Source organism: Thermocrispum agreste DSM 44070, from assembly GCF_000427905.1.
Taxonomy (GTDB): Bacteria; Actinomycetota; Actinomycetes; order Mycobacteriales; family Pseudonocardiaceae; genus Thermocrispum; species Thermocrispum agreste.
On sequence record NZ_ATYX01000006.1, the window covers coordinates 200,192 to 213,996 of the forward strand.

The 13,805-nt window shown below is 70.1% G+C and carries 17 protein-coding genes; 12 read left to right on the top strand and 5 right to left on the bottom strand.

Translation table 11 applies throughout. The features are described 5' to 3' along the window. Positions 1–27 precede the first annotated feature (27 nt). The 3 genes from YWY_RS0103140 to YWY_RS24275 all read right to left on the bottom strand — a co-directional run bounded on the left by YWY_RS0103140 (position 28) and on the right by YWY_RS24275 (position 1,859). Positions 28–1,092, bottom strand: a complete 1,065-nt coding sequence (locus tag YWY_RS0103140) for a hypothetical protein (RefSeq protein WP_156899084.1) — start codon at positions 1,090–1,092, stop codon at positions 28–30. Between the two features lie 307 nt (positions 1,093–1,399). Continuing rightward, entirely contained in the window at positions 1,400–1,639 is a 240-nt protein-coding gene (locus tag YWY_RS0103145; RefSeq protein ID WP_028846424.1) for a PLD nuclease N-terminal domain-containing protein, read from the bottom strand. Between the two features lie 43 nt (positions 1,640–1,682). Next, the gene (locus YWY_RS24275) at positions 1,683–1,859 is read right to left on the bottom strand and encodes a hypothetical protein (RefSeq protein WP_028846425.1); all 177 of its coding nucleotides are present in this window, start codon (positions 1,857–1,859) and stop codon (positions 1,683–1,685) included. Between the two features lie 327 nt (positions 1,860–2,186). Between YWY_RS24275 and YWY_RS0103155 the strand changes: the two genes are divergently transcribed. Beyond that, a complete protein-coding gene (locus tag YWY_RS0103155) occupies positions 2,187–2,618 on the top strand; it encodes a GtrA family protein (protein ID WP_051309604.1) in 432 nt (143 codons plus the stop codon). Positions 2,619–3,196: 578 nt separating this feature from the next. Next, on the top strand, positions 3,197–4,591 hold the full coding sequence (locus YWY_RS20020) for an MFS transporter (protein ID WP_084608911.1): 1,395 nt from the start codon (positions 3,197–3,199) through the stop codon (positions 4,589–4,591). 94 nt (positions 4,592–4,685) lie between these two features. Here the strand turns inward: YWY_RS20020 and YWY_RS24765 are convergent, their stop codons facing one another. Further along, complete coding sequence (locus YWY_RS24765; RefSeq protein WP_281168968.1) at positions 4,686–4,811, bottom strand: hypothetical protein; 126 nt, start codon at positions 4,809–4,811, stop codon at positions 4,686–4,688. 251 nt (positions 4,812–5,062) lie between these two features. On the opposite strand from YWY_RS24765, the gene YWY_RS0103170 reads away from it, so the two are divergent. The 5 genes from YWY_RS0103170 (at position 5,063) to YWY_RS0103195 (ending at position 8,487) form a co-directional block, all read left to right on the top strand. Then, entirely contained in the window at positions 5,063–5,797 is a 735-nt protein-coding gene (locus YWY_RS0103170; RefSeq protein WP_028846427.1) for a FadR/GntR family transcriptional regulator, read from the top strand. 369 nt (positions 5,798–6,166) lie between these two features. After that, entirely contained in the window at positions 6,167–6,511 is a 345-nt protein-coding gene (locus YWY_RS0103175) for a hypothetical protein (protein ID WP_028846428.1), read from the top strand. A gap of 43 nt (positions 6,512–6,554) precedes the next feature. Further along, positions 6,555–7,547 (top strand): WXG100 family type VII secretion target, encoded by a 993-nt coding sequence (locus tag YWY_RS0103180; protein ID WP_028846429.1) that lies wholly within the window; start codon positions 6,555–6,557, stop codon positions 7,545–7,547. 1 nt (position 7,548) lies between these two features. Then, positions 7,549–8,052: a hypothetical protein gene (locus YWY_RS0103185; protein ID WP_028846430.1), complete on the top strand. Its 504-nt coding sequence runs from the start codon at positions 7,549–7,551 to the stop codon at positions 8,050–8,052. Between the two features lie 168 nt (positions 8,053–8,220). Next, positions 8,221–8,487: a DUF1876 domain-containing protein gene (locus YWY_RS0103195; RefSeq protein ID WP_028846432.1), complete on the top strand. Its 267-nt coding sequence runs from the start codon at positions 8,221–8,223 to the stop codon at positions 8,485–8,487. A 15-nt stretch (positions 8,488–8,502) separates the two neighbouring features. On the opposite strand, the gene YWY_RS20025 is transcribed toward YWY_RS0103195, so the two are convergent. After that, a complete protein-coding gene (locus YWY_RS20025; protein WP_051309690.1) occupies positions 8,503–9,111 on the bottom strand; it encodes a CBS domain-containing protein in 609 nt (202 codons plus the stop codon). Positions 9,112–9,327: 216 nt separating this feature from the next. Here YWY_RS20025 and YWY_RS0103205 point away from each other — a divergent pair, with 216 nt between their 5' ends. The 5 genes from YWY_RS0103205 (at position 9,328) to YWY_RS0103225 (ending at position 13,777) form a co-directional block, all read left to right on the top strand. Beyond that, entirely contained in the window at positions 9,328–9,780 is a 453-nt protein-coding gene (locus YWY_RS0103205; protein WP_028846433.1) for an Hsp20/alpha crystallin family protein, read from the top strand. A gap of 2 nt (positions 9,781–9,782) precedes the next feature. Next, the gene (locus YWY_RS0103210) at positions 9,783–10,760 is read left to right on the top strand and encodes an Acg family FMN-binding oxidoreductase (protein WP_028846434.1); all 978 of its coding nucleotides are present in this window, start codon (positions 9,783–9,785) and stop codon (positions 10,758–10,760) included. 127 nt (positions 10,761–10,887) lie between these two features. After that, on the top strand, positions 10,888–11,466 hold the full coding sequence (locus YWY_RS0103215) for a hypothetical protein (protein ID WP_051309606.1): 579 nt from the start codon (positions 10,888–10,890) through the stop codon (positions 11,464–11,466). Continuing rightward, a complete protein-coding gene (locus YWY_RS0103220) occupies positions 11,463–12,365 on the top strand; it encodes a universal stress protein (protein ID WP_245566533.1) in 903 nt (300 codons plus the stop codon). The genes YWY_RS0103215 and YWY_RS0103220 overlap by 4 nt, the downstream gene beginning before the upstream one ends. Next, complete coding sequence (locus YWY_RS0103225) at positions 12,362–13,777, top strand: DUF4389 domain-containing protein (protein ID WP_028846437.1); 1,416 nt, start codon at positions 12,362–12,364, stop codon at positions 13,775–13,777. Before YWY_RS0103220 ends, YWY_RS0103225 begins: the two co-directional genes overlap by 4 nt. Positions 13,778–13,805 lie beyond the last annotated feature (28 nt).

Genomic DNA, 13,805 nt, shown 5'->3' on the forward strand with positions numbered 1-13,805 from the left:
TCCCAGGTGGGGTCCCTCGTGCGGCGGCTACCGGCGGAAAAGCCGTCGATACCACGGCACGCGCAGGTCCCGGTAAGGCTGTGGCAGTGCCGGGTGGCGGTCGGGGGCGGCAGTTGCCTGGGCAGTCGTCCGTGGTGGCTCACCACGGTCGTGGCGCGGGTCGACCACCGGCGCCTGAGGCGCAGGTCCCTCGTCGGCAGCCACGACGAGCCAGCCCACGTTTGCTTCGGCCAGCTCCAACCATCTCCAGACCTGCATCTGGCTGGTCGTGCCGAGCAGGCCCGCGTGCGCGAGATCGGGATGCCGGACAGCCTCGTCGGCGGCTCGCAGAGCGGCAAGCGCCGTCCGCAGGGCGGGTGACTCGGGCCGGTCACCGGAAGCCAGCTCGGTCCACTGCGCCATGGCCGGCTCCAGTTCGGCTTTCGGCTCCGCCATGATGCGCGCGAGCTCCCGACGCGTCTCCTCCGGTTCTTCGCCCTCCAGGTTGTCGGCATCGATCATCGCCCAGTAGAGGGCATCACACACCGGAAGAAAGGCGTCGCGTAGCTCGTTCCGGATGGGCGTCGCTTCCGGCGACGCCGATCGGGACAGCGGCTCGCCATGCCGTCGGTCGGGGTCCGAGGGCGGTGCTTGTGGCCCGAGCACGCTCGTCATGGCCGGGCCGGGGGAGGCCGGCCCGGCGGACACCGGTCGGTCACCGGCAGCTTTCCGGTACATCCTCGGGAACTCGATGCGGCAGGCAGCCTCGACCAGGTGGCCGCTGGCCGACATGAGAAGCTGGTCGATCGTCGTCGTGCTGCCACAGGGCGCGCTTCTCGCGACCACGGCGGCATCGTCCAGTTGTTCCAGGGCCATCCGCACATGGAACGACTCCAGTCGCCCCGACGAGGCGAGCTCCGACAATGCCGCCATGCGCGGCGACAGACGGGCACGCAGCCTCGCCATGATGCCGGACAAGGCGGCATCGAGGTCCGGTCCCTCGGACGACTGCTCCTGAAGCGTGAAGACCTCGACCCAGGCTTCGTGGATCTCGCCCCTGGTTTCCTCGACGAGGGTGATGCGCTCGGCCCGCTTCCGCCTGCCCCACCACATGGACACGGACGGTACCGAGCGTGCGGCCGCGGGTCAGGCGAATCGCCTGCTTGACCGGTCCAGGATCGGTCGTGGGCCCGATGGCGGCCGAAGCGAGGACTTTCGGCTCACGCGCCCGGCCTGATGCGCGGAGCACCATGAATGTGCCGGGAGACCGGTGACCCGCCCGAGGATCGGAGCCGGATCGAACTCAAGGGTTCGATCTGCAGCGTCGTCGAGAGACGAACGGCCGAGCCCCGGGCGGGCCTTTGTGTGCGGGACCAGCCCATGCTGATCGGCGATGGCGGCGATGACGTGGTGCAGGGCGCTACTGCGCGGACGTCGCCTTTCCAGGCTTCCGGCCCCAGCGGAAGTAGGCGATCGGTCCGACGAAGTTGACCGCGATGACGGCCACCCACAGCGCCTTGGCACCACGGATCTCCCCGGCCGGGCGGCGCGCGAGGTCTCGCCACGCGGCCGCTGCGAGCCCGAGCTGGACACAACCGACGGCCACGACCGCGCCGCGCTGAGCGGGCGACAGTTCCCGCCACGTCTTCTTGGCTTGCATGATTTCTCCACGGTACGAGTGCAGTGCCGCCGCTGCGGGCCGGTCAGCGCAGCGCGACGAACGCGTCGTAGACCAGGAACGCCGGCCACACCAGTCCCTGCAGGACGGCCAGGGCATAGTCCCAGAACTGATCCGCCTGCTGCCAGAAGAACACCCAGGCGCCGAAGATGCCGAAGAAGTAGACGGCGCCGCCGGTCGCGCTGCCCGCATTGTTGCTCATCGGATCAGCCTGCTGGAGTCGGCCGGTGGACGGCCAGGGCCGCCAGGCCCACCGGCACCTGTGGCTTTGTTCCCTACTGGCCGGGTCGCCGCGACCACCCCCGGCGCGGTGCCGGACTTCGCTTGCTGCGAAGGGACTACCGGCACTCGCGACGAGGCCCGAGCTCGTCTCAGGGTGGAGGTGTGGCCGAGCTGAAGCGGGCGAGTCGGTGCCCTCGTTCCCTGTGCTTGTGGGAGGGCGCGCCGTGCCGCCGGTAGCTCGGCTTGGTGTCGTGCTTGCTGCCGGTGCTTGCGGGAGGGCGGCAACAGTCGCGGCCGGTGGTCTCGAGTGATCACCACGATGCGGAACCCCGGCCCGCGGAGAGCCTTCACCGCGCAAGCCCTCCTGTACATTGCCGCGGGTGCGTCTGTCACTGCGGCGCATGCCGTCTTGTTCCTCCTGCTCCGTGGGGCACTCGGGCCGTTCGCTGCCAACGTCGTCGCCATCTCCGTCACGGCGACTGCGAACGTCGAGTTCCATCACCGGGTCACGTTCCGCTCCCGGCGCAGCGAGCGGGGGCGAAGGCTTGTCGCGGTCGTGGCGACCGTGTTCTACGACGCCACATACAGTTCCTCAGCACTGCTCCTCCTTGCGGCGTTCGTGGTCGATCCCACCGCAACTCAGCAAACCGCGGTGATCGTTCTCGCCGCGGTCGCGGGTGGCATCGCCCGCTTTCTTCTGCTGCGTGGCTGGGTGTTCCGCGCTACGGCCCGCAGCTGACGGCCGCCGCGTTCCGTCATGCCGCGTCCTGTGCCGATCGCGCTCGCGGTGGCGCTTCGCCGGCGCCGGCTTCCCGTGGAGGTCAAGGGACCGGTGGTTGCGGTGGCGGGCCGTGGTCGCGGTCAGCTTCGCGTCCCGGGCACTTCCTGGTGCCCGGGACGCCGTTGTCGCTCGTGCCTCGAGCCTTGCGGCCGGGAGATGTGACGACCACCACTCAGGTGATCTTTGCCCGGCCGCACGGATGCCGACGGGAGCGGCCCGGAGGGTGCTTCCCCGCCCGCGGGCCGCGATCACGGTCCTCGCGCGGCGTGCCGGACCCTGGCTCGGCGACGCTGGGCTGACCTGCGATATTGCCGCCCGCCCGTCGCCGGAAATGCGTTCTGAGCGCCCGCCGACCGCGGTCCAGGAAATTGGGCGGAATGTCCGGTTGTCGGGATTTCGCTCTTTCGGGGGAAATGGTGTGCTGCTGCAGCCACATGACGGTGGCCCGTTCTGGGTACGTATGCGTGGTGTTTGGCCGAGCGCGCTGCCGCGCGTAGCGTGGCCCGACGCGAATGGAACCGGCGGAAGGGGAACGGATGTCAGAACAGGATTCCGCGACCGGGCACCGCGGCGAGGGCAGTATCGCGACGGATCGACGGGGCCTGCGCAAAGTCATCGGGGGATCGGCCATCGGAAACGGGATCGAGTGGTACGACTACGCGATCTACGGCTTCCTGGCCACGGCCATCCAGGCCAACTTCCTGCCCGCCCCCATGGATCGGTCCACCACCGGGACGATCATCACGTTCGTGATCTTCGCGGTGCCGTTCCTGTTCCGTCCGCTGGGCGGCGCCATCTTCGGTGCACTGGGTGATCGTGTCGGCAGGCAGAAGATCCTGGCGCTGACCGTCCTGCTGATTTCCGGGGGAACGTTCCTGATCGGCGTCCTGCCCGGATTCAGCGTGCTCGGCTGGCTCGCGCCGTTCATTCTGGTGCTGCTGCGCGTGGTGCAGGGACTGGCCGCCGGCGGGGAGTACGGCGGGGCCGCGACGTTCATGGCCGAGCACGCGCCGGACAACAAACGCGGCTTCTACGGAAGCTTCCTGGAATTCGGCACGCTTTCCGGCTTCCTGGCCGGTTCGCTGCTCGGTTCCGCGCTGCAGGCGTTCATGTCGGCCGAGGCGTTTCTTGCGTGGGGGTGGCGCATTCCGTTCCTGCTGGCGGCGCCGATCGGCCTGTTCGGCCTGTACATGCGGGCCAAGCTGGAGGAGAGCCCGGTGTTCACCGAGCTGGTGGCCGAGGGCAAGCAGGAGCACGAAACCAAGACGCAGCTGCGCGACCTGGTGAAACACTGGCGCCCGATAGCGATCTGCGCGGGCATGGTGTTCATGCTGAACGTGCACAACTACACGTTGTTCGTCTACATGGTCGAATACCTGGCCGACCCGGAGCGCGGCGGCTTGTCCGGCAGCTGGAGCCTGGGCCTGACCGCGATCATGTACGCGGTGATGATGATCCTGATGCCGCTCGGCGGCGCCGCATCCGACCGCTTCGGCCGGAAACCGTCCTGGTACTTGTCCGGGATCAGCCTTTTCCTGCTGGCGCTGCCCGCCTTCTACTTCCTGCTGCACGGGAATCTGCTCGTCAAGATCATCGCCTTGCTGGTGCTCGGCATCTGCTATGTGCCGCAGCTGTCGACCATTTCGGCGACGTTCCCGGCGCTGTTCCCGACCCACGTGCGATTCACCGCCTTCGCGTTGACCTACAACGTGGCGACGGCGGTCGCAGGCGGGCCCACCCCGGCGATCAACGAAGCGTTGACGACGTCGTGGACGGACTACTTCCCGGCGTTCTACATGATGGGGGCCAGCATCATCGGCATCGTCGCGGTCTACTTCGCACCGGAGACGGCGGGCGCGTCGCTGCGGGGCACCGAGATTCCTGATGCCAAGCGGTCCAAGCGTGCGCGGGTGGTTCCCGCGCCTGCGTAGTGGCCGCACACCCCTGGCTCGGCGAAAACGGGCTTTCCGTCGCGGCGGAAAGCCCGTTTTCCATGGTCGTGGCCGCGCTGCGGCGCTGCTTCTTTCAGTGAGTGCGGCAATTGCGCTTGGGCAGCCGGAACCCGCGCTTGGCCCACCACGCCAGGCCCGATGCCAAGGCGAACAGAATGCCGATCTCCGCCGCCAGCATCGTCACCAGGGACTCGGTCAATTCGTGCCCTCCTTGCGAGTGTGATACCCCCACCCGTTTCATCGCCCGGGCAATGGCGGGTATTTCCGTTCCGCGTGGTGAGACCGGTCACCGCCTGACCCGCCGACGGCAAGGGTGGTCAGAGGTTCACAAGCGCCAGCGCGCCCGCGCTCCGGGCGAACCGGTGCGACGAAGGACCGGGCACTGGCAGGTGGCTACTCTCGGCTGGTGGGGCGCACACTGTCGGTATCGCGCCATGGCAAGGTTGTGACGTGACCGACGTCGTCTTCCAAGCCGCCCCGACTGCCCGACAGCACACCGTCGCGGACATCGTCCAGCACATCGTGCAGCAGACCGTGGCCAACCGGATGGAACCGGGCGACCGATTTCCCCCGGAGCGGCAGCTGGTCGAACAACTCGGCGTGGGACGCACGGTCTTGCGCGACGCCATGAAGTGCCTGAACGTGCTGGGGTTCGTGGAGGTCCGCCAAGGTGACGGGACGTACCTGGCCGAGGCTGGAGCGACGCTGCTGTCCCGGACGGTCTCGTGGGGCCTGTTGCTCGGTGGCCGCCAGGCATGGGAACTCGTCGAGGCGCGGCACTTCGTGGAGGTGGCCCTCGCCCGGCTGGCTGCCCAGCGGCGCACCGAAGACGACATCGCAGCCATCGACCGTTGCCTCGACCGGATGGCCACCCCGGATTCGGCCGACGAATTCGCGAAAGCCGAAGGTGAGTTCCACGCCGCCATCGCCGCGGCGAGTCACAACGCGCCACTGCAATCGGTGTTCCACGCCGTCATGAACCTGCTCGACGGCAGAATTCAGCACGTGATCAGGCGTGCGGAAGACGTGCACATCGTCGTCGACCAGTACCGCGCGATCGCCGACGCCATCGAGGCAGGGGACGAACGGATGGCCAGCGCCAAGATGGCGGGTCACATCGCCTACGTCACCGCACTGCTCGGGGAGTCACTGGCCGAGCGAGCCGAGGCAGCCCCGGTCAGCTGAGGTGACCGAGGCAGGCGAGGTCGAGGGCGCCGAACGGGCGCGTGCCGTGTGCCCGCACGGTGCTCGCCAGGTGCCGCCTGGCTGGTCGCACCCCGGAGGACAGCGACTTTTCACGGCCCACGTCGGGCTGCGGATGTCTGCTGGCACACAGGGCTGCGGATGCCTGCCGAAAAGGATCTTGCCGGTCGCCGCGAATTTTCCGGAACCGGAATTCCCCCTGCCGCGTCGGACGAATTGCTGGTGTAGGTGGCCCGATGTACTGTCTCAGCACTGCGAGAGCCGGAAGTGCTGGGGAAGGCTGGCGAGTTGACTCACGAACCCGACAGGCCGACGGGGGCAGAGCACGAAGGACATCTCCACGAGGCGGCCATGCGGCACGCCGAGGCCTACGACAACGCGTCGGATCAGGCGGAGCGGCGGAAAGCGCTCGGCCGCCTCGTTCCTTCCGCGCTGGCCGTGATCGTCGTGGAGTGGCTGCGTGACATCGCGCTGTACGGCGCTCTGCTGGCCGGTGTCGTTGCCGTGTTCGCCGGCTTGACCGCATCGAGTTCCGGCTGGAAGGCCGGGCTCGTCGCGGCCGGAGTCGCCGGCGTCGTCGTGGCGCTGGTGGCGAAGCTTCGGCGCTGGCGTCCCTGGGCTCAGTGGGTCACCTACCTGGCCGTCGTGGCGGTCGACGTCGGGCTCGTCGTCCTCATGGAGCAGGCGACGGGCTGACCGCGAGGCGAGGTCCGCAGGCACGAGCGAAGGGGAGAAGCAGGTGGGTTACACGGTCGAGCGAGCCGATCTCCGCGGCTGGGCGAAGGAAGTCGGGAACGTCGCCTCCGACATGGGAAGCGCACACGACTACGCGCAGAGCAACATCGCCGACGGCGACTTCGGGCGGATTCTCGAACTGATCACCGATCCGTACGAGCAGATGATCCCGAAGTTCCACGAGGTGCTGCGGGAGGACCACACCCGCCTGCAGAAGACCAGCAAGGCGCTCGCCGCCGCCGAACGGACCTACAAGGACATGGAGGACGCGGCGCGCAACGACTTCACCAAGCTGGACAAGGGCGATCCCGGCCGGGTGGAGGACGACGGCGAGTCGAAGTCGTTCAGCCACCAGGACGGCTCCGCGGAGCTGACCGCGCCCAGCTCCGAGGTCGGGCCGCCGCCCGAGGTCTCCTTCGGCTTCGCGCTGGACAAGGTCTGCGAGCTGGTCAGCTACGTCGGCGGGCCGGACATCCGGGAGGAAGTCGCCAAGTGGATCACCGGTGACACGGAGAAGGCGGCCCGTCAGGCCGACGCGTGGAACAAGCTCGCCGCCTGCACCGACGTCAGCAAGGAGAACTTGGCGAAAGGCCAGCAGGTGATCGACGGCACCTGGTCCGGCGACGGAGCGACCGCGGCCAGGAAGCAGATCCAGAAGTGGCTCGAGGCGCTGGGCGACCAGGCTTCCGGCATGCGCAAGATGAGCGAGCACCTGCTCGACTCGACCAAGCAGGCGCTGCAGATGGCCCAGGTGGTGGTGGACATCGTCAAGACGGTCGTGGACCTGGCGTCCGCGGCGCTGTCCAACGCCGCCATTCCCGGTTACGGGCAGTGGAAGCTGATCAAGTCCGCCAAGGAGGCGGTGCAGATGATCTGGAAGGCCATCAAGGTGATCAAGGTGTTCTGGGACGCGCTGAAGATGATCATCGACTCGATCAAGATGATCGCGAACCAGATCACGCTCGAGTCGCTGCCCCCGGCCCCGAAGGCGGCATGACATGGCCACCGACTTCTCCGCCTACGACGACGCGATCCGGAACGCCTTCCGCGAGCTGAACGCCACCATCGCCGAGGCGCGGCGCGAGCTGGAGCGCTTCAAGGAGCGCAACAAGCCGACCGACGAGGAGATCAGCGAGCTGCACCGGCTGGCTCGCAGCGGCGAGCTGGGCGAGGACATGCGGGAGCTGGCCCGCCTGGTCGACGCCGGTGAGGACTCCTGGCAGGCGGTGTTCTCCGGCGAGTCGCCGAACCGGGACCTGCTGCACGCTCACCTGGACCGGATGATGGCGCAGAACCGGGATGCGGTCGCCGAGGCGCTCGCCGACGACCCGGAGCTGGAAGAGGCCCGGCGCGAAGTCGAGGGTGACGGACCCGGGGCGCCGCCTGCTCCGCCGGGGGCGCGGGGTCAGGCGAGCTCGGGCCCGGCCCGGCCGCCGCGGCGCGACGAGCCGGAAGACGACGACGGCATCGACGACTTCGACGACTACCACCCGCTGCGGTAGGCGGGGCGGAAAGTCCCCGGTCGCAGGTCCTGTGCGCTGCCGACTTTCTGCCGCAGCAGGCCCTGCGTGCCGCCGCCTAGCGTCGCTGTCAGGCGCATCAGGGCGGTCCCGCACGGTTGCACCGGCACATCGGGCCGGTCGGCGCGGCCGGCCAGGAGGGTGGTTGCCATGCCGGAGGCGAAGACCTGGACCGTGGAGATCGTCATCGACGAGCACGAGCGGCAGACCAGGGCACGGGCCGAACTGCGCACCACGGACGCGGCCACGGTCGGCACCGGCCTCGCCAGGCGGAACCCGCACGACGAGGACGTTCCGGCGATCGGCGACGAGCTGGCGGTGGCGCGCGCCCTGGCGGACCTGTCGCACCAGCTCGTCGAGCAGGCCTCGGCCGACATCGAGGCCGTGACGCATCGGCCCACCTCGCTCGTCGAGTAGCGAACCGGGCGATCCTCAGCCGGTACCGACCGTGGTGCGCCCGTCCGTGCTGGGCTCCGGGGCGGCGTCGGTGAGCTCGACGCTCACCACGCCGGGCACCGTGCGCGCGATCGCTTCCACGACGAGCCGTTCGGCGTGGTCCCGGAACTTCCCGGAGATGGTGACCGCTCCTGCCACCGACCTCACCCGCCACGGCAGGCGCAGATTGGTGTACTCGGTCAGCAGCCGGGCGACACCGGCCTGGATCGCGTCGTCCGGCCGCACCAGCGGCCTGAGCAGGTCACGCCTGCTGATGATCCCGACGAGTTCGCCGTCGCGGACCACCGGCAGGCAGCGCAGGCGGTTGTCGATCATCAGGTGTACGAGCTCGTGCATGTCGGCGTCCGGCGTGGTGACCTCCACCGGGTGCTTCATCACGTCGGCGACGGTGCCGGTCATGCCGTCGTCGCGGATGCTTGCGGCCAGCGCGTCCTGTTCGGTGATCACGCCGACCACCTGTCCGCGGTCGTCCACCACCGGAAGGCCCGCGAAACCGTTCTCCACCAGCTCGTGGATCGCTTCGCGTACCGGGGTGTCCGGGCTGACGGTGACGACCGGCCTGGTCATGATCTCGGCGGCTCGCATGGCGTTCACCTTCTTCGGCTCGTGATATCGCGACGGTATGTCGCGGCCGCACCCGCCGCCTCTGCCATTGGTCGGCGGGGGCAGGGTCTTGTGAACCGTTCGACCGGCCCCATCGAGTCGGGACGTCTGGCACTGCGCTCCGCCGTCGCCGCCGCGTGGAATCGAGGCAGAAGCATCGAGCCGATGCCCGGTTCACGATTCGGAAAGGAGTTCGCCATGGGCTTGCTGTCCCCCCGTCGCCCGCAGCCGCTGCTGCCGGCGCTGTCCGAGCTGTTCGACACCTTCCCGTCGCTGTCCGGCCTGCCCGCGCTGTTCGACGCGCATGTGCCGCTCATCGAGGACGAGCTCGCGGACGGCCGGTACACGGTGCGAGCCGAACTGCCGGGCATGGACCCGGAGAAGGACATCACCGTGTCCGTGCGCAACGGCGTGCTGTCCATCGAGGCCGAGCGCACCGAACGCACCACGGGCAAGACCCGGTCCGAGTTCCGCTACGGCCGGTTCACCCGCTCGATCGCGCTTCCGCCAGGGGCACGCGAGGACGAGGTCGAGGCGTCCTACGACAACGGCATCCTCACCGTCACCGTGGCGCTGGAGGAGGCGGCGGAGCCGGTGAAGCGGGTGAAGATCACCACCGGGCCTGCCGCGGGGGAAAGCGACCGGGAATGACGATGGCCGAGCCCGTTCCCGACCGGCAGACGCTGTGGACGGCTCTGGCGCTGGCCGTGCATGCGCCGTCGGTGCACAACACCCAGCCCTGGCGGTGGCGGTTCGGCCAGCGCAGCGTGCACCTGTATGCCGATCCGCAACGCTGGCTGCCCGCGACCGATCCCGCCGGGCGCGACATGGTGATGAGCTGTGGCGCTGCCCTGCATCACGCGCGGATCGCGCTGGCCGCGCTCGGCTGGGCGGGCACAGTGCACCGGCTGCCCAACCCCGCCGACCCGGATCACCTCGCCGCCATCGAACTGCACCGCGAGGAACCGTCCCGCGAGGTTCTGGCGTTGGCGACGGCGATCCCGCATCGCCGGTCCGACCGGCGTCGGTATGCGTCGTGGCCGGTGCCCGACGCGCGGTACCTGGAGTACGCCGAGCTGGCGGCCGCCGAAGGCGTGGTGCTCCGGGCGGTGCCGGACGGTGCCGAGCGGCAGGCGCTGGTCGCCGCGATCGCGGAAGCGGACCGGCTGCAGCGCAGCGATCCGCGGACCGTCGGCGAGCTGGCCAGCTGGAGCGGCCGGGGCCGGCTCGCCGAGGACGGGGTGCTTGCGGCGAGTGTGGCCGAGGCGGCCGGCTACGGCGACCTGACGCTGCGCACGTTCGCCGGGACACCGGACACCCCGCCGCCGCCCGACGGGGCGGGCGACCTGCTGGTCCTGGGTACCGCATCGGACGACCGGACGGCACAGCTGAAAGCCGGCGAAGCGGCCAGCGCGGTGATGCTCGCCGCCACCACCGACGGCCTGGCCAGCTGCCCGTTGACCCAGCCGTTGGAGGTCGGCAGCACCCGGGCCATGGTCACCGACGTGCTCGGCGGTGATCTCGTGCCGCACATGGTGATCCGGATCGGCTGGCCGACCCTGGCCGGTCATCCGCTGCCGAAGACTCCGCGCAGGCCGGCCGACGCGGTGCTCGACACCGAGCCTGCCTGATCTGCCCGCGGGTGCGTCGTCGCCGAGCACGGGGTGTGACATGCGCGAGGTGAAGGGGGCCCGTTGGTCACCGGGCTGCGGACTTGTGGCCCTGGCCGGGCGCCTGGCGCTGGGGCAGCGTCGAGGCATGGGACCGCTGGCACGGACGAGGACCTGGGGAGCCACCGCCGAGGAAGCTCGCTGCAGGCTTCCCGGGGACGAGCTGATGCCGGACGCGGACGCCACGGCCACCCGCGCGACCAGCATGCCTGCCCGGGCCCAGGACGTCTGGCCGTGGATCGCGCAGACCGGCCAGGACCGCGGCGGCTTCGACAGCCACGACACGGTGGCCGACCTGGCCGGCTGCCGCATCCACAGCGCCCGGCATCTCGACCCGCAACGGCGGCTGTCCGGGCCGGGTGACGAGCTGCACCTGCATCCCGAGGTCGCGCCGATCGTGGCGGAGATCGAGCCGCCGGAGTACCTGGTCCTGCGGGCACCCCGCGACCAGCACCGGTCGGCATCGTTCGGCTTCACCCGGAATTTCGCCGTCACCCCGAACGCGTCCGGCAGCCGTGAGCCGGTGCGGGAGCGACACCGCTATCGACGCCGTTGGCGGGCGGTCGTGGTCACGCGGATCGAAGTCGTCAGTTTCGTCATGCACCGGGCGATGCTGCGCGGCATCGCCGAGCGCGCCCGGGCGACCACCCCGAGGGAGGCATCGTGAGCACACTGCTGGGTGGCAAACCCGTCACCGTGGGGATCGACGGTTCCGACCGGGCCATCGTGGCCGCCCGATGGGCGGCATCCGCCGCCGCTCATCGGCACGCGCCGATGCGTCTGCTGCACGCCACCGGCTACACCGAAGCGGTCGCGGGTACGCTTCCGCCCGCGCAGCGCCTTTGGGAGCAGCTGCAGCGCACCGGTGACGACGCACTGGAGCTGGCGTTCCGCGCCGTTCGCGAGGTCGCCGACGTGCAAGTCGAGAAGGTGCTGGTGGACGACCCGCCGGCCCGGGCGCTGCTGAAGGCCGCGCAGGACAGCCGCATGCTCGTGGTCGGCGGCTCGGGCCACCCCGGGGCGGTCAAGGGCCTGCTGGTCGGCTCACTCGCCACCCAGCTGGCCGCCCACGCGCGGGCGCCGGTGGCGGTCGTCCGCGGCGCGGATGCCGACCGGCGGCCGGAACGCGACCCGGTGGTGGTCGGCGTGGACGGCAGCAGGCTGTCGACGGATGCGATCGCCGTGGCGTTCGAGGAAGCGGCGTTGCGCTCGGCGCCGCTGATCGCCGTGCACGCCTGGAGCGACGCCGACACCAGCCAGGTGTTCGGCGAGAGCCGGATGGCGTTCGACTGGGAGCCGATCGAGCGCTCTGCGGAGCGGCTGCTCGCCGAGCAGCTGGCGGGCTGGGGGGAGAAGTACCCGGACGTGCCGGTGCGGCGGCGGGTCGCGCGGGACCGGCCTGCCCACGCCCTGCTGGCGGAAAGCGATTGCGCCCAGCTGGTCGTGGTGGGCAGCCGCGGCCGCGGCGGCTTCCGGGGCCTGCTGTTCGGGTCGACCAGCCAGAAGCTGATCCACCACGCCGCATGCCCGGTCCTCGTCGTGCGACCGGCAGGACAGTTCCCATGACCACCACCGCCGGCGGCCGGGACGCGGTCACGGCCTACCCGGTGCGGGTGACCGGCAGGCTGGACGAGCCGTTGTCCCGCGGTCTGTGGCTGGTGAAGTGGATCCTGGCCATCCCGCACTACCTGGTGCTCGCCTTCCTGTGGATCGGCTTCGTCGTGCTCACCCTGGTGGCGGGCGTGGCGATCCTGTTCACCACCAGGTACCCGCGGCCGATCTGGGACTTCACCGTCGGGGTGATGCGCTGGTCGTGGCGGGTGCACTACTACACCTACGCCGCGCTGGGCACCGACCGGTATCCACCGTTCACGCTGGCCGACGTGCCGGACTACCCGGCGCGGCTGACCGTCGACTATCCCGAGCGGCTGAACCGCTGGCTGGTGCTGGTCAAGTGGCTGCTGGCCATCCCGCACCTGATCATCGTCGGCGTGTTCGCCGGCGGGGGCATCTGGCTGACCACCACCACCGACACCGGCCCGCGCGGCTTCCAGTGGGCCGCGGGCGGCCTGATCGGCGTGCTGGTGCTGTTCGCCGCCATCGCGCTGCTGTTCACCGGCCGCTATCCGCGGCCCATCTTCGACTTCGTCATGGGCATGGACCGGTGGGTGGTGCGCACCGGCGCCTACACCGCGCTGATGACCGACGAGTACCCGCCGTTCCGGCTGGATCTGGGCGAAACCGAACCGGAGGCCCCAACCGCCCCGCACGACGATCCGCCGCCCGAACCCGTCCCGCACCGATGGACCGCGGGCAAGATCACGATGGTGGTGATCGGCGCGCTCGCCGCACTGCTGTCCGCAGGCACGGTGACCGGTGGGGTCACCCTGCTGTGGCTGGACCAGACGCAGCGGGACGACGGATTCGTGTCCACGTCGCGCTCGTTCGCCACTAGCGGCTCCGCGATCGCCAGCGACCAGATCGAGGCCGGCGGGATCGCGGAAGGTGAGCTGGCCGCACTGCGCACGTTCGTCGGCGACGTGCGCGTGGAGGTGCAGCCGGTCGGCAACCGGCCGGTGTTCGTCGGCATCGCGCCCGCCGACGACGCGGCTCGCTATCTGCAGGGTGTCAGCCACATCGAGGTGGACGACTTCGACAGCGCACCGGTGGCCCGTCCCGGGTCCGCCGTGCTGACCCCGCCCGCGGACAACGGCTTCTGGGCGGTTCAGGCGTCCGGCCCCGGTCCGCAGCAGGTGACGTGGACGGCGCAACCGGGTGACTGGGTGGTGGTCGTGGCCAACGCCGACGGCTCGCCAGGGGTGAGCGCGATCGTCGGCGTCGGTGCGGAGCTGCCCGCGTTGCCGCTGGTGGGAGCGGGACTGCTGGTGTTCAGCGTGTTCCTGCTGGTGGTCGGCGGGGCGCTCGTCGCGGTGGCGATCAGTCAGGCGTCGGCGCGGTCGCCGAGCCGCAGCGGCTGAGACGGTCCCATGGTCCCGTCGTTCCGGG